The sequence below is a fragment of the Sphingobacterium sp. 2149 genome, from assembly GCF_031455655.1.
Classification (GTDB): domain Bacteria; phylum Bacteroidota; class Bacteroidia; order Sphingobacteriales; family Sphingobacteriaceae; genus Sphingobacterium.
The window spans coordinates 539457-559731 of sequence record NZ_JAVDTD010000001.1 but is presented as its reverse complement, the minus strand read 5'-3'; the positions used below and the strand labels follow the sequence as shown (position 1 = coordinate 559731).

Below are 20275 nucleotides of genomic sequence, written 5' to 3'. Positions count from 1 at the left end.
GATAAGAATTAATGCCATAATTTACGAGGAATCGCACCCATTTTGACAATAAAATTGTCAAAATAAATATCTTTTGGCTACACTGAATAAACACTATCGCATTAGCTTAAAAGTATTCCTCTTGACATTTCGGTGACTAGAGACATCAACCGAAACCCTATTTTAGCTCAAATCAAAAAACAACTGACAATGAAATCAATTCAATTGAACAATGGAACTGAAATTCCATCCATTGGGTTTGGAACATGGCAGATTCCCGATGGAGACGAAGCTTATCAGGCAGTTAGAGAAGCACTTCACGCCGGCTATACCCATATTGACACCGCAGCTATTTATGGAAATGAAAAGAGTATTGGAAAGGCCATAAAAGACAGTGGAATCGACCGCCATTCATTATTTGTTACCACAAAGCTCTGGAACACCGAGCGCGGATACGACAAAACGACCGCAGCTTTCGAAAAATCGCTAAATGATCTGCAAATGGATTATGTTGACCTTTACTTAATCCACTGGCCTGCCAACGAGACACAATTTGAGCACTGGGCCAAAATCAATGCCGATACATGGCGAGCCTTTGAAGATTTATATCAGCAGGGAAAGGTAAAAGCCATTGGCGTGAGTAATTTCCCAAAAGAGTACCTTGACAAATTATTGGAGACAGCCAAAGTAGTACCTGCCGTGAATCAAATTGAATTTCATCCGGGTTATCTTCAGAAGGATACTGTGGCGCTATGTCAGTCCAATGGCATTCTTGTTCAGGCTTGGTCGCCGCTTGGTTCTGGAAGAATATTGCGCGATGAGACACTCCTTAAACTGGCAAAAGAAAAAAATACAAGTGTTGGGCAAATCTGTATTAAATTTGCGCTGTCTCAAGGAATCTTACCCCTGCCGAAATCGACCAATCCAGATAATATAAAGAGAAATTTAGTCATTAACAGTTTCGAGCTGACAGAAGACGATATCAAAACTATTCAATCATTGCCAGAAATGGGATTTTCTGGATCGAATCCTAAAACAGTTGCCTTTTAGCTTAAAAAAAAAGACCCTTGCTGGAATAGCTACATGCAGCGTCTAGTAAGGGTTTATACGATTATTTACTAATCTCAACAATCTGGAAGGGCACTTTTTGAAGTGGATAATCTTGATTGTCCGTTTTTAGCCGGCTAATTTTCATAATTACCTCAAAACCTTCATAAATTTCACCAAAAACAGTATAATCATGATCCAGTCTTGGCTGCCCACCGTTGTTTAGGTACTCTTTCCTTTGTGTAGCAGTATATTTTATACCTTTCTTTAATTCCAAATTATCTAGTTCCGTTGCTGTAATTTTCTTCCCAACAACAAAATAGATCTGATTCAAAAAAGACGCCTTTTCGGGATTCCCGTCTCGTCCGGCGCCAAGTGCGCCCATTTTATGAAAAGCACGATCGTCGAACTCTGCCGCCAGTCGTGGTTGTTGATGAAGAGGATCTGCAGCCTCACGTTTTGCAATATCTATATCATGCTCTCCACCCTGAACAACAAAATTTTCGATAATGCGATTAAATAAAGCGTCGTGATAAACATGATCTCGAATTGAACGCAACATCAAATCACGATGATGAGGTGTATAGTCATAAAGCACAGCTTTAAAATTACCGAATTCCGTCTTAAAAAGCAGGTGTTTTGACTGTGCATAACAATTGACTACAGTAATTAAGACAAACCATAGTGTGATCTGAACTTTCCTTATCACTTCCATAAAACAATTTTTTAATGTGTATAAAAATACATTAAATTTAGCTTTGCCAAAGCCAAACTCGAAAAGTTTTCTTTATATTTCGCACTAAAAATAGTTCAAGATTTATCCTAAAATTTCCTCACTCTAAAAATTTTCGAGCATAGCTTGCAATTAAAATTTGCAAATAAGCCAAAATTTATCTTAGTTTATAGGAAACTTATTCAATACTATGCAGTATACAGCAAATCCAGACCGATACCAAAATATGATCTATAACCGCTGCGGCCGATCCGGCCTCTTATTGCCCGCAATATCTTTAGGCATGTGGCATAATTTCGGAGACGACACGCCTCATCAAACCAAAGTAGATATCTGTACAACGGCATTTGACCTTGGCATTACGCATTTCGATCTTGCAAACAATTATGGACCAACTGCTGGAAGTGCCGAAAAAGCCTTTGGACAAATATTAAATGAACAATTGCACGGCTTACGGGACGAAATAATCATTTCATCAAAAGCAGGTTATCACATGTGGAATGGGCCATATGGAGAATGGGGCAGCCGTAAATATTTGATCTCAAGCTGTGAGCAATCACTTAAGAGACTGGGTATCGACTACGTCGATATTTTCTATTCCCATCGCTTCGACCCCAATACCCCCTTAGAAGAAACCATGTTGGCGCTGGATCATTTGGTCCGTAGCGGAAAAGCGCTTTATGTAGGTATTTCATCTTATAATTCGCAAAGGACTAAGGAAGCTTATATGATCCTTAAATCATTAGGGACACCCTTTATTATTCACCAGCCCAGCTATTCCATGCTTAATAGATGGGTAGAAACTGATGGCTTGCTTGACACCCTGGAGTCGATAGGAATTGGCTCTATTGTATTTTCCCCGCTGGCGCAGGGCATGCTCACCGACAAGTACTTGCATGACGTCCCTCAAGACAGCCGCGCTTCGCAATCTAAATCACTTCAGAAAAAATTCCTAAACGAAGAGAATCAGAAAAATATCCTTTCTTTACATGCTATCGCACAGCGTAGAGGACAATCTCTGGCGCAGATGGCTATCGCTTGGGTCCTACGTAAGAAACAGGTAACATCGGCGCTGATCGGTGCATCAAAACCTCAGCAAGTTAGTGATTGTGTAGATGCGCTAAGAAATCTGTCTTTTAGTCAAGAGGAGATTCAAGAAATTGATCTCTATGCAAAAGACGGTCATATTAACATCTGGGCTAAATCCGCTGAGATTGATCAAGAACAATAAATCAGTGCTGAGAAAAGTATTGAAAAGACAAAGAGCCCAAATAGAAATGGGCTCATTTTATGATTCGCCCATTTTTTTCAATACCTTCCCAAACGTATTTATATTACGGCTCGTCATTTTATTTTTCAAATTCTTTTTCGCTAACACATTTCCAAACGCAGAATCCAAGGTATTTCCTTTGGGCACTTGCCAATAAAAAATAGCGTTGACTATTTCAGCGTTCTCCCCTGACAAATGCATTGAATTGTTGAATTCGTCCATCAATATTGTTTCGACTCCATCTAGTCCCACAAATGCATATACATTAAAATCCTCATGCTTATCGAAAGGATTATTTTTCTCCAGTAAACACACTTCTTCCTTTGACCGGATAAACAAAGAAGCGTCATATAAAAAATGTGTCGACATGCATTCTTCCATTAGGCGCTTCAGCAGTTCTGCCGGCTGGTCAGATGAGAAGATAATATTTCCAGAAGCGAGTATCGAACTTACATCCGCCACACCTGCATTCTTAAAGACCTGGCAAACATCTGCCATTTTCATATTAGTTCCTTTTACATTGACTCCACGTAGAAAAGCACAGTATTTCATTTCTTTAAATTAATCAATTAATTCCTTCATTGGATCCCAAAACAACTGTTTAAAATCCTTGACTCGAAAGTTCTTCACAACAAGCCCCTCTGCTTCCAAACGTTCCTGAAATCCAGGCACTGCTAAAAATCCTCCACTTGAAATCACTCGGTGGGCCGGAACATCGGCCGGACATCCACCCATTGCCTTGCCAACATGCCGTGAATGATTGGGATAACCTAAGGCCTTGGCAATCGCCCCATAGGTCGTCACCCGTCCCTGTGGGATCAGTTTAGCTACCTCATATATTTGTTTTTTGAATCTCTCCTCCATATTAACTCGCTTTTTTGTAACCCAAATTATTAATATGGAGAGTCAGCCGACACCTCTCTCCGGCAATTTGGGTAATCGCTATTACTAATCCAATTATTTCTTTTGCCAGATCGTCTCAAGGTACTCGCAGACAAGTTCCATTTCAATAGTTGGCTTTAAATTATGCTTGCTCAATTCGCGCATATAATAAGTCCAATATACTTCTTTCCAATAAATCTCCTTCACCTTCGATAAAAGCATATTCATCTGTCATATCTTTAAACCTTACAATCTCCACTTTAACGGTCTTGGTGACCGCTTTGGGAATTCCATGCCAATCGGTGATGATAGCTAGGTCTCTAATTGCAGGTAACTTTCTTTGTTGATTTGCAATGCTGTTAAAGAATGTGTAGTAGCCTGTTTGATACCTTTCCGTACAAGTTCGGCACATTCGTCTGCATCCATCTTGTTATCACAAAAGTGGTAAGAAACCGGAACTTCTAATCATTAAATACTGGATTTCCATTTTGAATTTCTTTCCATATAGCTACCTATCATATTGCAATTTAAAAATAAAGTTAGGAAGTATGTGTCCATATTGATCCATTATTGCCATTTAGTAAACCTGTCCTTATAAGTTGGTTTAATTATCGCAATTTTTGACCTGTAATCGCTGATAGCTGTCGGAAAGTATGCTACAAAATAGAATTTTTGAAAATTATAAAAATATTAAATCGGATCATATCCAAACTTTACCCCCAAACTTTCGGTTTGATCCAGAAAATGCCGTTAAATCGTTAACACGGGCCTCGATTTGACTAGTTACAACACTAGTAAAATGAAAAATCGGCCTTAATGAGGTTATTAAGACCGATCTTTAACACTTTTGGTACGCCAATCAGGATTCGAACCTGAGACCGTCGGTTTAGAAAACCGATGCTCTATCCAGCTGAGCTATTGGCGCGTTTCTTTCGGTAATGCAAAAGTAGACATTTGCATCATATTTCCAAAATATCACTTCTATTTTTTTGCGGTTTTTCAATAACTAGTTGCATTTCAACAAGATTATTTTATTGATGTTGGTCAAACAAAATGAATAAAACAGCTGTTACCTTTGTGTTATTAAACAAATAATAAAAACATAAAATTATGGCACATGGAAAATGGGAATTAGACGCCGCACATAGCGAGATAGAATTCAAAGTAAAACACATGATGATCACAAACGTTAAAGGAAACTTTGACATTTTTAAACTAGATGTTGATGCAGAGGGAGAAGATTTTAAAAATGCGCTTGCGAAAGTGGTTATTGATACGTCATCTATCAACACACGTAATGAACAACGTGATGGCCACCTAAAAAGCGCAGAGTTCTTTGATGTAGAAAAATATCCTGAGATTACTTTCGAAGCCACGAGTTTAGAAAATGATGAGATTAAAGGAAATCTGACGATACGTGATGTTACTAAACCCGTATCATTCGACTTAGAGTTTGCAGGTATACAGAAAGATCCTTGGGGCAATACCAAAGCTGGATTTATTGTAGAAGGAAAAATAAAACGTTCGGAATTTGGACTTAGTTGGAATGCTGCACTGGAAACGGGTGGCGTGATGGTAAGTGATGAAGTAAAATTTAGTGCTGATATTCAGCTTATAAAAGCTCAATAAGCTCGATTTATAAAATAAAATTTGGTGGAAGAGTAAAAATTCGTACTTTTGTCGCGGAGAGTTGGCAGAGTGGTCGAATGCGGCGGTCTTGAAAACCGTTAACTGTCACAGGTTCGGGGGTTCGAATCCCTCACTCTCCGCAGAAAAAGCCTTTCAGAAATGAAAGGCTTTTTTTATTGTAGTTTTTAGAGAGTACAAAAAAAGGATCATTCCGAAACTCTTCGAGCAGATCCGCATACCAATTTTGTTAAGTGATATATTTATTTACAATATTTTCTAGATCTTCCAAATCAAATGGTTTGGATAGAAAATCATCTGCTCCAGCACGATCAGCCAGCGATTGAATATCGTTGTTGGCCGAAACATAAATTACGGGAATATGATTAAATCGAGCATCGGCTTTCAGCAACCTAGTCGCTTCCACACCTCCTATATTGGGAATCCAATTGTCCATCAAGATGAGATCTGGCTTAGAAGATTCGACCCGTGGGATAATGTCATGTGAAGTTTCGGAAACTTCAACATTCAACCCTAAATCCATTAATACAACAGTTATGACTTCCAAAATAATGGTATCGTCATCAAATATCAATACAGTTTTTGTTTTACTCATAAAATAGTTAAAATACTTTGCTCGCTACGTTTAATATTGAACAGAAAATCATATCTAAAAGTATACGGCTACAATGTATAAAGTTTTTTCCAAATTTTTTGATTCCCAACAGCCGTAAAGTTATGCTGAATGCTAGAAAATCGTATCGTTTCTTTACTACCTAAACCCAAATATCCTAAATTTTCAAGACTCAAGTCAAACAATTTAAAAACTCGTTCCTGCAATTCCTTATTGAAATAAATCAACACATTGCGGCACAAAATCAATTGAAAACTGTTAAACGAAGTATCCGACACCAAATTATGCGTTGATATAATCATTTTTCTTTTCAATTCATCATCAAATTTTGCCCACTCATAATTAGCCGTATAATAGTTCGAAAAATCCTGCTTCCCGCCTGATTCCATATAATTTTCGGAGAAAGTCTTGACCAAGCTCAACGGGTAAACGCCATTACGCGCAATTTCAAGAACCCTAGGGTTAATGTCTGTCGCATAAATCAATGACTTATGATATAGATTAGCTTCTTTTAACAAAATGGCCATAGAATACGCCTCTTCACCTGTAGAGCAGCCAGCAACCCAGATCCGTATTAAAGGATAGGTTCCCAATTGAGGAAGAATTTCTTCTCGAAGTTCCCGAAAAAACAGCGGGTCCCGAAACATCTCTGTCAAATTTACAGTAATCTCTTCAACGAAGTGTTGTAGAAATTCGGCATTGTCTTTCAAAGCAAATCTGAGTTCAGCAAAGCTTGCCAATCGATCGTTGGTCATAATTCGATTGATCCTTCTCTTGATGGAAGCTCTACTGTACTGCAAAAAATCATAGCCATATTGACGGTATATATCCTCAAGCAAGATATCGACCTCATCGTCTCTTATAATATTATAGCCCAACATCTAAATCAATCTTTCAATTTCAAGCGCCAATTTATCAACGTCAATAGGTTTCGAAACATAAGCTTGCGCCCCAGCATTTAAACATTTTTCTTTATCCCCACTCATCGCTTGTGCCGTCACAGCTATAATAGGTAACCGACTATTCGAATTCAACTTTCGGATTAACTGGATTGCTTCATAACCGTCTACCTCAGGCATCATCATATCCAACAAAACCAAGGCAATCTGATCTTCAGTTTCCAATAGTCGGATCGCATCAAGAGCAGAATTACTGCTCAAAACCCGATATCCCTTGGCCTTTAGAGTCAAACGCAGTGCAAAGATATTTCGCTGATCGTCGTCTACAATTAATATCACTTTATTTTTATCCATATATCCAACCTTCCTTAATTTTCATATAACCACACACGCAATAAAGACAACAATTGATCAATATCCACCGGTTTGGAAATATAATCAGACGCACCAGCCTGAATGCATTTCTCCCGATCACCAATCATCGACTTTGCCGTAACAGCAATAATTGGTAGTGCGACGTATTGGGAATCCTGACGGATATTTTTGATTGTCTCATAGCCATCCATCTCTGGCATCATCATATCCATCAGCACGATATCGACGGATTCCCCCGAAGCAAGGACATCTAGGGCCTCTTTGCCATCCATGGCCGGAAGGACCTTTACCTGAAATTTCTCCAAAGCTTTGGTCAAGGAAAAGATATTGCGAACATCATCATCAGCTACTAGTACCTTCTTTCCTTTCAGCACATCGGTTAATGACCCTAATCCATTATTTTTCCTTTTTATATCATCTGCATTATTGACCTCTATTAAATGCAAAAACAATCCGACTTCATCAAGAATACGCTGATAGGAATGTGCAGTCTTCACCACAACTGAATCTGCATATTTCTTTATCTTAAGTTCCTCAGACTTGGACAGATTTTTTCCGGTAAAGATGATGATAGGTAAGTTTTCAAGACCTTCATGCTGCTTAATAGCCTCCAAGGTATTGTACCCCATTTCATCGGGCACCCCCATATCCAAAATTACACAATCAACATCTGCCGTTCGCAAAGCTGTAATACTGTCTTCAACGTTATTTTTTACTTCAAGGGAGATATTAAAACTACTTAAAAAATAAGATAGTGCACTTGCATGTTTGGGATTTTCCTCCACAATAAGTACCTTCTTCGGCGAAGACTTTAGAGCCAATTCAATCTTTTGAAATATGTTTGTCATTTGCTCTAAGGCAACAGGCTTATTTATGAAATCAATCGCTCCTTTTAATAAACTTTCTTTTTTTACCGCTAGGGAGGACATGATATGCACGGGGATATGACGTATTTCCTTCTTCCCCTTCAATCGATCCATCACTGCCCATCCATCCATCACGGGCAATTGTATATCCAATAAAACAGCAGCAGGTTTGTATTTTAATGCTGCCGGCAAAGCGTGGTCACCACGCACCACCACAACTCCCTTATACTTTTGTGTGCGTGTGTACTTCAATAGGGCCTTAGCGAAATTAACGTCGTCCTCAACAATCAATATTACCTTATCACCCTCTTTAATCGTATCCCGGTCATCAGGTATTTCCTCCGGGATAGGAATTGTTAATGGATCATAACCATCTTCTTTAATCAGCTCAATGACGTCCTCCACCTCTGAAGATATCTCATCAACAAGCTGCTCTTCCTTTGTCAGTACCTCACTGACCTCAATTTTATATGTTGGAATAACAAACAAAAATGTACTGCCTTTCCCCTCCTCACTCTCCAACCGAATCTCTCCACCCAAAAGACGAGAAATCTCACGGCTAATAGACAGCCCTAAACCTGTACCTCCATACTTTCTTCTTGTCGATCCATCTGCCTGTTGAAAAGCTTCAAAAATGACTTTTTGCTTATCAAGAGGTATACCGATACCAGAATCAATAACGGCAAAAACCAACTTATCCTTATCCTGGGAATCTTCGTAAATATCCAGGCGTATCTCACCTTCCTTGGTAAATTTTATTGCGTTCGAAATCAAATTGCGAAGGACTTGGTCTATTCGAAGACGATCCCCCTCAAATCTTGTAGCCACCTTATCGCTGATATTCGTTTTGAAAACCAATCCCTTTTCTTGTACAACTGGCAAAAACAGACTATTTAAATCTGATAAGATATCGTTCAGATCCAACGTCGTATATTCCAAAGTCATCTTGCCGGATTCAATTTTAGAAAGGTCTAAGATTTCATCAATAAGTGTTAACAAGCTTGATCCCGAACTCTGAATGACTTTGGCAGATTCAATCTGATCTGAATTCAGATTTTCATCGACGTTCTCTGACAGTAACCGTGAAAGTAGCAAAATTGAATTGAGCGGCGTACGGAGTTCGTGCGACATATTGGCTAAAAATTCCGATTTATATTTCGTGCTCATCGCCAGCTCCTCCGCCTTCAGTTGGATTTCCTTATTGCGTTCCGCAATCATTAGATTTTTATCTTCAAGCAATCGAGAACGCTCTTCCAGTTCTTGATTGGATTGTATCAGTTCCTCCTGTTGAACTTTCAATTCCTCTTCCGAAGATTGAAGACGTAGAGTTTGGGCCTCCAGTTCTGCATTTAAACTCTCAAGTTCCGCATGTTGTGTCAACAGCTCTTCAGATTGCACTTGGGTCTCTTCCAATAATGTCTGAATCTTTGCACGTGCCTTGGCAGACATCAGCGCAATGCTGATCTGTCTGGCACATTCATGTAGAAATGTCAGTTCAACCGCAGTAAAATTATTCATTTTGCCGATTTCTAATACCCCTAGCACTTTATCCTCAACCAATAAAGGTAAGAATTGAATATATGGCACATTAATTTTTCCGTTAGCAAAACTTACTACATAATCCGCCGTATTAATATTATTTAGTGTCTTTGTTTGCCGGTCCCTATACACCTGACCGATATATCCTTCGCCAGGTAAAAAAGATTTTTGCACCTGACTATCAAGCCCATAGGTACCCATCAAGATCAATCTCTCTTCATTAAAAATATAAATTGCACCACTAACCGCTTCCATATAGCTCACAAGGGTTTTAATGGAGTCCGCAGCAATAGCATCTTCGTTTTTATTCCCCATTAATCCTATATAGAGTTGAGCATAACCCGTATGCAGCCAGTCATTATCCGTAAGTTGGCCAAAGGATTTCTGCAGCGCTTTAGACATCCTATTAACAGATTTCGCTATCGCTCCTAGATCGTCATCCTCCAACTCTTCCACCCTTACATCGTATTCCCCCAATGCGATACGATTAGTAATCCTTTGGATTAAATTTAAACGTTTTGAAATGACTTCATCTTTTTCCCGAAGTGATTTTTCAAGCGTCAGGCGCTTTTTGAAATCTACCCGTAACCGAATATAAAAATAACTGGTAATGATAAGTGAAAGTAAAGCACTGATTACAATAAATAATGTCGTAATTGAAGAGGAATTATCCACTTTTGCCGATTTGCGGTCAATATTCTCATCCTCATATTGAATAATTTCATCGATAATCTGACGGCATTTGTCCATCACCATTTTACTGCGATCCAACTGCGCTACGCTAACCACCCCACCCTTTCTTTTGGTAGCTATCGATTCCTTTAAAATTTCCAACCTCAAGTTTGCTGCTGTTAGAAAGCTATCCACCTTAACCCCTTGTACCGGGTCCTGATGAGTTAGTATATCCATTTCCTTTAATTCGGCTGGTAAGTTTGCTAATGCATTATTAAAGGGCTCTAAATAGCTCTCCTTTCCGGTTAATAGAAACCCCCGATTCCCAGTTTCAGCTCCTTGCAAAGAATTAAGCGCGCTATTCGATATATTGATAATCTTTCTTGTCACGGCAAGCTCCCGACGATGCCTGTTTTGTTCCTGAATCCCGATATAGGAAGCCGTAGAACTCATGAGCAGCACAATCAAAGAAAACCCGATTCCCCAAGTTATATTACTGAGTATCTTAGTATTTGACATCTTCGGGTATAGTTACAGGTAAAGTAAAAGAAAATGTAGCTCCTTGTCCACCCGAACTTTCAACAGAAATAGTTCCTTGGTGGGCACGAATAATTTCAGCGCAGATATAAAGTCCTATACCTAGTCCCTGGAAATCAAAAGACGTTTCTTCTACACGATAAAATTTCTCAAAGACATCGGCCTGCTTTTCCACAGGTATTCCTATTCCGAAATCAATTACACTGATTTTTACGGTATCACCAATAACATTACAGTCAACAATTACTTTTTCCGTACCAGCAGCATATTTGTAAGCATTGGTCAAAAAATTAACCAGCACCTGTTCAAGGCGGATCTCATCACCATAAATCTGTACAACTGTAATATCACCTGTCCTTAGCAGTTTCATATTGCTTTGGTCATGCGTCTGGACAATGGAGTCTATCGCACTTTTCACCATATGCTCAAGCGAAAATACTTTTTTATTAATCAACAACTTCCCGTTATCGATCTTTGAGAGGTCCAAAAGGTCAGAAATCAGGCTATTAAGTTTATCTACCTGCCCCTGCACCCGTGTTACATATTTTGCTTCGGCACTCTCTTCATCCAATTTTAGCTTTCGATCCAGTAGCTGCATATATGCCTTTATGCTTGTCAACGGTGTTTTCAACTCGTGGCTCGCGATACTAAGAAACTCATCTTTTTCCTTTTCTGCCTTTTTCTGTGCGTCAATATCTGTAAATGTTCCTACCCATTTACTTTCGCCTTTTTCTAAAATGGGCCACACACGCAAAAGTTGATACAGATATTCACCACAAGCCCGCCTTTGAATACGAACCTCCATTTCGAGTGGTTTTCCCGAATGAAGACTGGCATGAAGCTCCTTCTCAATAGATGGATCGCCAGGATATGTCTCCGGAAACTTTACAGCATCATCGGAAAACTGAAACCAGCGACCATTCACAAAATCAATAGTCCCCTCATGATTACATGTAAAAGCGATTTGTGGCAGAGACTCCAGAAGTGTATGCAAATAGTCTACTTTCGAACTTAATTCTTTCTGTGCCTGCTTTCGCCGTTCCACTTCCAGTTCCAATGTTTGTTGAACATCTTTAAGTGCTTGCGTCTGTTCATATAACCGATAGAATGTCTTGACTTTCAACAGGAGAATATCAGGATCAACAGGCTTGGTTACATAATCCAAACCGCCCGAATTGTACCCTTTCGTGATAAAACGCTTATCCGTATTTACAGCCGACAAAAATATTATCGGAGTTTCTTTCGTTTTGCTAAACCCTGCAATATTTTCAGCCACTTCAAAGCCATCCATATCCGGCATCTGAACATCCAGTATAATTAATGCATAATTATATTTTAAAATCTTCTTTAAAGCTTCCTCGCCAGAATGAGCGGTATCAACTTCAAAATTTTTGGATTCAAGTAACTTTTGTAACGAGTAAATATTATCCGGATTATCATCAACAATTAATATCATAGTGTATTTGAACTTAGCATCAAGGTTAACAAATCTAAAAAAATTTAACTGAATACCACTAATCGAATTGAGGAATCCCAAAAGCAAGATCTATAGGAATGAAATAAGTAAAACTTTAGTGTGTCAAAGGCTGTTTTATTGCTATATGATACGTTTTACATCGAAAGGTATATACTGTATTCCGGGCAAGTTTTATCTTGACCCTTGGAAACCTGTTGATCTGGCAGTTATCTCCCATGGTCATGCAGATCATGCTCACTGGGGAATGAAAAAATACCTCTGTCATCATTTTACAGTAAATATCCTTCGAAGCCGCATAGGCCCTGATATTCAAGTTCAGGGACTGGCTTACAATGAACCGATACAGATTAATGGTGTACGTGTTTCTTTGCATCCCGCGGGGCACATCATTGGCTCCGCCCAGATCAGACTCGAATATAAAGGGAAGGTCGTTGTATTTACAGGTGATTATAAAATACAGGACGACGGCTTATCTACGCCATTTGAACCAATTAAGTGTCATGAACTTATCACAGAAAGCACTTTTGGTCTCCCTATTTATCGTTGGGAACCAGTTGCTAGGCAAAATGAACGCTTGCAGTCCTGGATTAAAAACAATCAGAGTAATAAAAAAACGTCTGTATTTATAGGATATTCACTCGGAAAATCGCAGCGCATTCTAAATGCAGTCCATGAGATGGGTCCAGTATTTGTGCATTATAGTATTGCTAAACTCAATGAAGCTTATCTTCAAGAAGGGATAGAATTACCGCCCTATCAAATTGTAGATCTAAAGGAAGGCGTCAAAGTACTGGATAACCAGATTGTATTGCTTCCCCCTGCCTTATTGGATAGCCAGACCCTTCAGAAGATACCTAATATGGCTTATGCGATCTGTTCGGGCTGGATGCAAATTCGAGGTGCACGGCGATGGCGTAGTGCTGATGCAGGATTTGCGATCAGTGACCACGCCGACTGGGCTGGTTTACTGCAAGCTGTACGTGGAAGCGCAGCCGAAAAAGTATATGTCACACACGGGCAGACGGCAACATTCGCCAAATACCTCAATGAAATCGGTATCGAAGCCGAAGAAGTCACGACTCAGTACGGTGACGAAGAAGAACCTCAGCCCCAAACGACTTAAGATAGCCCATGAAAGAATTTGCGAACTTAATCAATGCATTGGATAGCAGCAATAAGACGAACTTGAAAAAAGAAGCTATCTTGGAGTTTTTCAATCGAGCCTCTGAAAAAGACAAACTTTGGTTTTTAGCACTGATGACAGGAAAAAGACCTAAACGTAGCATTGCAGTAAAGGACCTCAAGACTTGGACATTAGAAATAACAGAAATTCCTGAATGGTTATTTGTCGAATCTTACGCAGCTGTAGGAGATCTGTCTGAGACCTTATCCTTACTTTTACCACCTGCATCGCAACTGATAGAAAAAAGCTTAAGCGAGTGGATGGATGAAATTATCTCCCTGCAACATGCCTCAGTTACGGAAAAGAAAACTTTTGTTCTACATTCCTGGAATGCATTGACCACAGTCGAGCGTTTTATTTTTAACAAACTTCTTGGCGGAAGCTTCCGTTTGGGAGTTTCCGCAAAAGGCCTTATCAATACCATAGCGCAATATACAGGTACCGAAGCCAGTGCTGTAGCACATAGCATCATGGGCGAGTGGAATCCGAATGAAGTCGAATTCGAAAAGCTTGTTCGCGGTGCATATAGTGATACAAAACTGTCCAAACCTTACCCTTTTTGCCTCGCTTATCCCGTTGAAAAAGATCCTGAGCAGCTAGGACAGATTACCTTATGGCAAGCTGAATATAAATGGGATGGTATCCGCGGACAGCTGATCAAACGCAGTGAAGATATCCACATCTGGTCTCGTGGCGAAGAGCTCGTCACCGCCCAGTTTCCGGAAATTACGGCAGCACTTGATCAGTGGAAAGGAGATTTCGTGCTGGATGGAGAAATTCTTGCTGTCAAAGACGGACAGGTACTCAACTTTTCCGAACTTCAAAAACGGATCAATCGCAAAACCATTCCGAAAGCGCTTCGAGACGAAGTCCCTATTTCAGTTTACCTTTATGATCTATTGGAACTCGATGGCAACGATCTCCGCAATGAGCCTCTAGCCTATAGGCGTTCTTTACTAGAAAAACTCCATGCCGAAAATCGGGATACTATTTTAGAATTGTCCCCCTTGATACATGCTCAGGACTGGACAGCACTCCAGCATATTCAGGCGGCAGCACGCGAAATTAACAGTGAGGGAATTATGCTTAAAAGAATAGATTCCACCTATCATGCAGGCCGCAAAAAAGGAGATTGGTGGAAGTGGAAAGTAAATCCGATGAGCATCGATGCTGTACTCATTTACGCGCAAAAAGGAAGCGGCCGCCGCAGTGCTCATTACACAGATTATACCTTTGCCGTAAAAGATGGAGATCATTTAGTCACTATCGCCAAGGCTTATTCAGGACTTACAGACAAGGAAATCCTTGAGGTGAGCCGATTTGTGAAAAAGAATTCAATCGAAAAGTTTGGCCCGGTGAGAACGGTTAAACCCGAACTTGTTTTTGAGATTGCCTTTGAAGGAATAGGATACAGTAAACGCCACAAATCTGGTGTAGCATTGCGATTTCCGAGGATATTGCGCTGGCGAAAAGATAAACCTGCTGCGGAAATCGACGAATTGGATAACGTTAAAAAATTGATACAATAAAAGTTTGATAGCATACAGTGAGCGATAAAATAGTACAAAGTGAGGGATTCCGAATTGTAAACAATTATTTTGAATCCCAAGGAAATAGTCCCTTTAGCTTTCAGACAAAGGCCTGGGAGAAGTATACACAGGGCTACAGTGGTCTGGTCATCGCTCCCACAGGATTTGGAAAGACTTTTTCGCTATTTATGGCGGTATTGATAGATTTTCTAAATAAGCCAGAGCGCTACCAAAAGGGGTTAAAACTACTGTGGATAACTCCATTACGCTCTTTAGCAAAAGATCTTGCCCGTGCCATGCAAAAAGCCATAGACGATATCGGACTGGATTGGGTAGTCGAGGTTCGCAACGGGGATACCGATGCCAAGGTGAAAGCCAGACAGACACGATCGATGCCTGATATCCTCCTCGTTACACCAGAAAGTTTGCATTTGCTACTCGCGCACACACAACGCGAAAAGTATTTTAAGAATCTCCAATGTGTCACGGTCGATGAATGGCATGAACTTATGGGCAATAAACGCGGTGTCATGGTCGAGCTTGCTCTCGCTTTCCTCAAATCACAATATAGAACAATGCGTGTTTGGGGTATTACAGCAACAATTGGCAATCTTAACGAAGCGATGGAGGTTCTATTACCAACAGAAAAAAAACGCATTCAAATTGTTGCCAAAGAAAAAAAGAGGATTGCAATCAAACCAATTTACCCCAGCAAAGTGGAACTACTACCCTGGGCAGGTCACTTAGGAGGAAACCTCGCAGATCAAGTCGTTCCTATTATACTCAACAGTAAAAGCACGATTCTCTTCACGAATACACGCAGCCAAAGTGAAATGTGGTACCAGCTCCTTTTACAGGCTCACCCCGACTTTGCTGGACAAATCGCCCTCCACCACAGCTCTATTGATGCGCACATACGTGAATGGATCGAGGAGAATCTCAGCAGCGGTAAACTTAAGGCTGTCGTATCCACCTCTTCATTGGATTTAGGTGTAGATTTCAAGCCTGTGGATACGGTTATTCAAGTGGGATCAAGCAAAGGTGTAGCCCGATTTATGCAACGTGCTGGTAGAAGTGGACATAGTCCTTTCGAAACATCAACCATCTACTTCGTTCCAACACATTCACTGGAACTGATTGAGGTTGCAGCATTGAAAGATGCAGTGAAAACGCAAACCATCGAAAACCGCGACCCGATGGTGCAGACTTTTGACGTGCTTGTTCAATTCATGGTAACGATCGCTTTGGGCGGGGGATTTCGTTCGGAAGAACTGCATGCGACTGTCGCTAATACCCATGCTTTTAGATACATGGAAGAGCAAGAATGGCAATGGTGCATGTATTTTATTACCGCAGGCGGAAAAATCGGTAAGCGATACGAAGAATTCCACAAAGTTATACAGGATGAAGAGGGAAATTGGATTATCAAAAACCGTCGTTTGGCTCTGCTGCATCGGCTCAATATCGGTGCCATTGTAGGCGATGCCATGATGCGTGTCAAATTTCTTTCGGGCGGCTACATCGGAATGATCGAAGAATACTTCATAAGCAAACTCAAAAAAGGCGAACGGTTCATACTCGCAGGACGAATCCTAGAACTTATTATGGTGAAGGACATGACTGTATTTGTAAAAAATTCATCCGGAAAAGCCATAACGCCAAGCTGGCTTGGCGGCAGACTGCCGCTGTCGTCCAATCTCAGTCACTTTCTTCGCAAAAAGCTCTCGGAATCCCAAAATCCCCCATCAAACGAAAAAGAACTGCAATTCCTAGCTCCCCTTATAGCAAAGCAATCCTCCCTTTCTGCATTACCGAGCGAATCGGAATTCTTGGTTGAGCATATCAAAACCAGAGAAGGTTACCACCTCTTCTTCTATCCTTTGGAAGGCAGGCTAATACATGAAGTGATGGCTGCCCTCGTCGCTTATCGTATCAGCAAATTGTATCCCATCAGTTTTTCCATGGCCATGAATGATTATGGGTTTGAGCTCTATTCCGATAAAGAAATTCAACTGACCCAAACACAGCTCGAAGAAGTATTGAGCCGTAAAAATCTAATGGAAGATGTAATAAGCAGCATAAATTCCGCAGAAATGGCTAGCCGCAAATTTAGAGATATCGCTGTAATTTCAGGATTGGTTGTCCAGAACTATCCGGGCACCCAGCAAAATAACAAATCTTTACAAGCTTCATCTGGAATTATTTTCCGGGTACTGATGGAACACGATCCCGACAATTTACTCCTCAAACAAGCTTTTAGCGAAGTATTCAATCAGCAATTGGAAGAATATCGTTTAGTAAGAGCATTCGATAGGATTAATAATAGCAAAATACGTTATACCTTTGTCGAAGAATATACGCCACTAAGCTTTCCCATTAAGGTAGACAGTCTTCGGCAGTCGTTGTCGAGTGAGGCACTGATTGAACGTATTCAACGAATGGAAAAGACCAACGCGCAAAAAAAGAAACGTAGAAGATGAAGCTTTTTGAACAAACAATCACATTCAATAAACAACAATTAACACTTAACAATCAAAGGTCTATATTTTGGAAAGCAGAAAAAGCATTGATCCTATCAGACCTCCATCTTGGCAAAGCTGCACATTTCAGAAAAAACGGCATTGCCATCCCCACTGATACAGCTATTGCCGATCTGAAACGACTTGAAGAATTAGTAGATCACTATAAACCCGATCAAGTTATTGTCGTCGGTGATCTCGTTCATGCAAGCATCAATCGTGAAGTTCTGTTATTGGAAGAGTTTAGAAAAAAATATACAGGGCTCCAGCTCCACCTGGTCAAAGGAAATCATGATCGGCTATCGAAAAATATCACCGAGCAATTTGCTATCCAACACCATGACGAAGTTTTTGCTCTACAGCAAATACAATTTAAACATCATCCTTCCGAAGCAATCGATCCATCATCCTTCCGGATTAGCGGACACCTACATCCTGGCGTGAGTATCGTTATACCACCAAAGCGGCAACTTCGCCTACCCTGTTTTTTAGTCTCTGAGCATCAGATCATCCTACCTGCATTTAGCAAATTTACAGGAATTGACAGCAGGGAACTATCGATTAAATATCAATGTTACGCAATCTCAGAAGACCTCATTTTTCCTATTCAAAAAGGCAGGTAGCAAGAAAAATTTAATTAGATTTTGAGCTCGCCGGGCGAGATCCCGTAATATTTTTTAAAAGCACTGCTAAAGTTATTCTGATGGCCATAGCCAGTTAACAATGCAACCTCGTAAACTGTCATTTTGTCTTCCAAAAGATAGCTTTTGGCCTTTTCCATTCGTACGCGTATAAGGTAATCGTGGATAGTGACAGAGAAATACTCTTTAAAATCTTTTCGGAGTTTACTCTCACTGGTGAGTACCTCTGCGGCGAGTTCCTTTTGGGTTGGTGGATTCGCAATGCGTTGTTCTAAGATTTGCCTAGCCATCTCCAAGCGTTGCACATCCTCTTCATGGAATAAGGAGTTACTACTTTCCTTCTTCTCGTTATATTGCTCAAATTGGTACATTAATAATTCTACAATACGCGACTCGGTATGCAATCGGCGGATCTCACCTTTTTTTTTGGATTCAATCAATTCAGCTATGGTATGCTGCATCTCGTAGGTTGCTATCAGGTCCTCTTCCGAGAAAGATGCATACTCTCCCTTTTCGATCTCGTGCATAAATTGTTGGTGCAACAGAGAGTCACGTTTAATAAGATTGAGATAGTATTCCTTGGATATAACGGCTATAAAGTAGGTATATTCGATCCCGGGCTCTACCTCATGAATGGATTTAACCGAAGGAATATAGCGGATATTATGCCTGCTCATCCCATAAGGTAATTTGCTGTCCGTCGGCTTAAAAAATATAAACTGACTCGTGATGGTCTCCCCTTCAATCTCCGTAAGCACTTGCACTGGCCGATCAAACTGCATCTTTGAATGCAGGATAAACAACCCTGAAGTGGATAGCTGGAAATTCTCCATATGCACAGGATCCTTGGATATTGATACTCTATTTTCCACTAAAGGTTTGGCAGGAACATAACCATCCGGAATCTCCTCTTCAAAAAGCCAATCTGACAACTCTACTATTTTACTTTTAACCAACATGATTACAAATCCAAAATATGTCCGAAATACTCAAAATTAACGAAATAAGTTGGCAAGTTAAAATTATTTATAATCTTTCTAAATAAAAACCTACCCCAGTTCAATATCCATTTCCTCCAACTGAACATACGGTTTTAATGTTCTTGGATTCATAATGACATTGGATTCCACCGAAAAGATGGTATAAATTTCCTTTTGGGCGAGCACTTCTACAGGCGTTCCATGAAAAAGCTTACGCCCATTTTTGAGCATGAGGATACGATCGGCATACATGGCCGCAAAGTTGACATCATGCACGATCAGCACCACCATAAATCCTTTACGGGCAAGCGCACGGGCTATGGCAAGGACCTTCTGCTGGTAGTGTAAGTCCAGCGCAGAAATTGGCTCATCCAATAACAGCAATGAATCGGGGTTATCCCAGATCTGTGCCAAGATGCGTGCAAGATGGACACGTTGTTGCTCGCCACCGGATAAGCTCAGAAAATCCCGCTCTGCGAAAGCCGATACCCCACAAAGTTCCATGGTTTCCGCAACGACCTTATAGTCATGTTCCTTTGGTGTATTCTTGTAATGCGGATACCTTCCCATCAACACAATTTCCTCCACATTAAAGCTCAGCGTCATCTGCTGCTGCTGACTCAACAGCGCCCGGCATTTAGAGAGCGTCGCTGGGTCATAATCCAATAAAGCCTTTCCATTGAGATGAACCGCGCCCGAATCTGGTTTCTTTTCGCCGCAGAGCACCCCCATCAATGTAGATTTACCCGCACCATTGGCGCCGAGAATGGCCAGGATCTCACCTTTGCGCACCTGAAAGGTAATATCCTTCAGAAGCTTTCGTCCATTCACTTCATAGTTGATTTTCTCTACGCGCAACATAATTCAATTATTTTATTCGGTCTCCG

The 20275-nt window shown here is 40.4% G+C and carries 18 protein-coding genes and 2 tRNA genes; 8 read left to right on the top strand and 12 right to left on the bottom strand.

The features are described from left to right. The first annotated feature begins 189 nt into the window (after positions 1-189). Positions 190-1029, top strand: coding sequence for an aldo/keto reductase (locus J2X77_RS02260; protein ID WP_209579952.1), 840 nt, complete (start codon positions 190-192; stop codon positions 1027-1029). Between the two features lie 61 nt (positions 1030-1090). Here the strand turns inward: J2X77_RS02260 and J2X77_RS02255 are convergent, their stop codons facing one another. Beyond that, complete coding sequence (locus J2X77_RS02255; RefSeq protein ID WP_209579950.1) at positions 1091-1741, bottom strand: peptidylprolyl isomerase; 651 nt, start codon at positions 1739-1741, stop codon at positions 1091-1093. 208 nt (positions 1742-1949) lie between these two features. Between J2X77_RS02255 and mgrA the strand changes: the two genes are divergently transcribed. Next, complete coding sequence (gene mgrA / locus J2X77_RS02250) at positions 1950-2990, top strand: L-glyceraldehyde 3-phosphate reductase (RefSeq protein WP_209579948.1); 1041 nt, start codon at positions 1950-1952, stop codon at positions 2988-2990. Positions 2991-3047: 57 nt separating this feature from the next. Here the strand turns inward: mgrA and J2X77_RS02245 are convergent, their stop codons facing one another. The 4 genes from J2X77_RS02245 to J2X77_RS02230 form a co-directional block, all read right to left on the bottom strand. Further along, positions 3048-3581, bottom strand: a complete 534-nt coding sequence (locus tag J2X77_RS02245; protein WP_209579944.1) for a DUF1697 domain-containing protein — start codon at positions 3579-3581, stop codon at positions 3048-3050. Positions 3582-3590: 9 nt separating this feature from the next. Beyond that, on the bottom strand, positions 3591-3893 hold the full coding sequence (locus J2X77_RS02240) for an MGMT family protein (protein ID WP_209579942.1): 303 nt from the start codon (positions 3891-3893) through the stop codon (positions 3591-3593). Positions 3894-4053: 160 nt separating this feature from the next. Then, complete coding sequence (locus J2X77_RS02235; protein ID WP_209579940.1) at positions 4054-4323, bottom strand: ASCH domain-containing protein; 270 nt, start codon at positions 4321-4323, stop codon at positions 4054-4056. A 436-nt stretch (positions 4324-4759) separates the two neighbouring features. Further along, a tRNA-Arg gene (locus tag J2X77_RS02230) sits at positions 4760-4836 on the bottom strand. Between the two features lie 185 nt (positions 4837-5021). Here J2X77_RS02230 and J2X77_RS02225 point away from each other — a divergent pair. Together J2X77_RS02225 and J2X77_RS02220 are read left to right on the top strand one after the other, a co-directional pair. Beyond that, on the top strand, positions 5022-5540 hold the full coding sequence (locus J2X77_RS02225; RefSeq protein ID WP_209579937.1) for a YceI family protein: 519 nt from the start codon (positions 5022-5024) through the stop codon (positions 5538-5540). A gap of 55 nt (positions 5541-5595) precedes the next feature. After that, a tRNA-Ser gene (locus J2X77_RS02220) sits at positions 5596-5680 on the top strand. 107 nt (positions 5681-5787) lie between these two features. Here J2X77_RS02220 and J2X77_RS02215 read toward each other — a convergent pair. The 5 genes from J2X77_RS02215 to J2X77_RS02195 all read right to left on the bottom strand — a co-directional run bounded on the left by J2X77_RS02215 (position 5788) and on the right by J2X77_RS02195 (position 12515). After that, positions 5788-6153: a PleD family two-component system response regulator gene (locus tag J2X77_RS02215; protein WP_209579934.1), complete on the bottom strand. Its 366-nt coding sequence runs from the start codon at positions 6151-6153 to the stop codon at positions 5788-5790. A 68-nt stretch (positions 6154-6221) separates the two neighbouring features. Then, complete coding sequence (locus J2X77_RS02210) at positions 6222-7052, bottom strand: protein-glutamate O-methyltransferase CheR (RefSeq protein WP_209579932.1); 831 nt, start codon at positions 7050-7052, stop codon at positions 6222-6224. Then, positions 7053-7424, bottom strand: a complete 372-nt coding sequence (locus tag J2X77_RS02205) for a response regulator (protein ID WP_209579929.1) — start codon at positions 7422-7424, stop codon at positions 7053-7055. It abuts the gene before it with no gap. 14 nt (positions 7425-7438) lie between these two features. After that, positions 7439-11041, bottom strand: a complete 3603-nt coding sequence (locus J2X77_RS02200) for a response regulator (protein WP_209579927.1) — start codon at positions 11039-11041, stop codon at positions 7439-7441. Further along, a complete protein-coding gene (locus J2X77_RS02195) occupies positions 11028-12515 on the bottom strand; it encodes an ATP-binding protein (protein WP_209579924.1) in 1488 nt (495 codons plus the stop codon). Before J2X77_RS02195 ends, J2X77_RS02200 begins: the two co-directional genes overlap by 14 nt. Positions 12516-12660: 145 nt before the next feature. Between J2X77_RS02195 and J2X77_RS02190 the strand changes: the two genes are divergently transcribed. Genes J2X77_RS02190 through pdeM form a run of 4 tightly spaced genes read left to right on the top strand, consistent with a single transcriptional unit; the run spans position 12661 to position 18390 of the window. Beyond that, the gene (locus tag J2X77_RS02190) at positions 12661-13659 is read left to right on the top strand and encodes a ligase-associated DNA damage response exonuclease (RefSeq protein ID WP_209579921.1); all 999 of its coding nucleotides are present in this window, start codon (positions 12661-12663) and stop codon (positions 13657-13659) included. Between the two features lie 8 nt (positions 13660-13667). Further along, complete coding sequence (locus J2X77_RS02185; RefSeq protein ID WP_209579919.1) at positions 13668-15248, top strand: ATP-dependent DNA ligase; 1581 nt, start codon at positions 13668-13670, stop codon at positions 15246-15248. 17 nt (positions 15249-15265) lie between these two features. Further along, entirely contained in the window at positions 15266-17728 is a 2463-nt protein-coding gene (locus tag J2X77_RS02180; protein ID WP_209579916.1) for a ligase-associated DNA damage response DEXH box helicase, read from the top strand. After that, on the top strand, positions 17725-18390 hold the full coding sequence (gene pdeM / locus J2X77_RS02175) for a ligase-associated DNA damage response endonuclease PdeM (protein ID WP_209579914.1): 666 nt from the start codon (positions 17725-17727) through the stop codon (positions 18388-18390). Before J2X77_RS02180 ends, pdeM begins: the two co-directional genes overlap by 4 nt. 14 nt (positions 18391-18404) lie before the next feature. On the opposite strand, the gene J2X77_RS02170 is transcribed toward pdeM, so the two are convergent. Next, a complete protein-coding gene (locus J2X77_RS02170; protein ID WP_209579911.1) occupies positions 18405-19367 on the bottom strand; it encodes a helix-turn-helix domain-containing protein in 963 nt (320 codons plus the stop codon). Positions 19368-19457: 90 nt separating this feature from the next. Continuing rightward, a complete protein-coding gene (locus tag J2X77_RS02165; RefSeq protein WP_209579910.1) occupies positions 19458-20249 on the bottom strand; it encodes a heme ABC transporter ATP-binding protein in 792 nt (263 codons plus the stop codon). Positions 20250-20275: the final 26 nt, after the last annotated feature.

Coding starts and splice junctions, on each gene's coding strand:
- J2X77_RS02260 (WP_209579952.1), top strand. CDS start 190: ATGAAATCAATTCAATTGAACAATGGAACTGAAATTCCATCCATTGGG.
- J2X77_RS02255 (WP_209579950.1), bottom strand. CDS start 1,741: ATGGAAGTGATAAGGAAAGTTCAGATCACACTATGGTTTGTCTTAATT.
- mgrA (WP_209579948.1), top strand. CDS start 1,950: ATGCAGTATACAGCAAATCCAGACCGATACCAAAATATGATCTATAAC.
- J2X77_RS02245 (WP_209579944.1), bottom strand. CDS start 3,581: ATGAAATACTGTGCTTTTCTACGTGGAGTCAATGTAAAAGGAACTAAT.
- J2X77_RS02240 (WP_209579942.1), bottom strand. CDS start 3,893: ATGGAGGAGAGATTCAAAAAACAAATATATGAGGTAGCTAAACTGATC.
- J2X77_RS02235 (WP_209579940.1), bottom strand. CDS start 4,323: ATGTGCCGAACTTGTACGGAAAGGTATCAAACAGGCTACTACACATTC.
- J2X77_RS02225 (WP_209579937.1), top strand. CDS start 5,022: ATGGCACATGGAAAATGGGAATTAGACGCCGCACATAGCGAGATAGAA.
- J2X77_RS02215 (WP_209579934.1), bottom strand. CDS start 6,153: ATGAGTAAAACAAAAACTGTATTGATATTTGATGACGATACCATTATT.
- J2X77_RS02210 (WP_209579932.1), bottom strand. CDS start 7,052: ATGTTGGGCTATAATATTATAAGAGACGATGAGGTCGATATCTTGCTT.
- J2X77_RS02205 (WP_209579929.1), bottom strand. CDS start 7,424: ATGGATAAAAATAAAGTGATATTAATTGTAGACGACGATCAGCGAAAT.
- J2X77_RS02200 (WP_209579927.1), bottom strand. CDS start 11,041: ATGTCAAATACTAAGATACTCAGTAATATAACTTGGGGAATCGGGTTT.
- J2X77_RS02195 (WP_209579924.1), bottom strand. CDS start 12,515: ATGATATTAATTGTTGATGATAATCCGGATAATATTTACTCGTTACAA.
- J2X77_RS02190 (WP_209579921.1), top strand. CDS start 12,661: ATGATACGTTTTACATCGAAAGGTATATACTGTATTCCGGGCAAGTTT.
- J2X77_RS02185 (WP_209579919.1), top strand. CDS start 13,668: ATGAAAGAATTTGCGAACTTAATCAATGCATTGGATAGCAGCAATAAG.
- pdeM (WP_209579914.1), top strand. CDS start 17,725: ATGAAGCTTTTTGAACAAACAATCACATTCAATAAACAACAATTAACA.
- J2X77_RS02170 (WP_209579911.1), bottom strand. CDS start 19,367: ATGTTGGTTAAAAGTAAAATAGTAGAGTTGTCAGATTGGCTTTTTGAA.
- J2X77_RS02165 (WP_209579910.1), bottom strand. CDS start 20,249: ATGTTGCGCGTAGAGAAAATCAACTATGAAGTGAATGGACGAAAGCTT.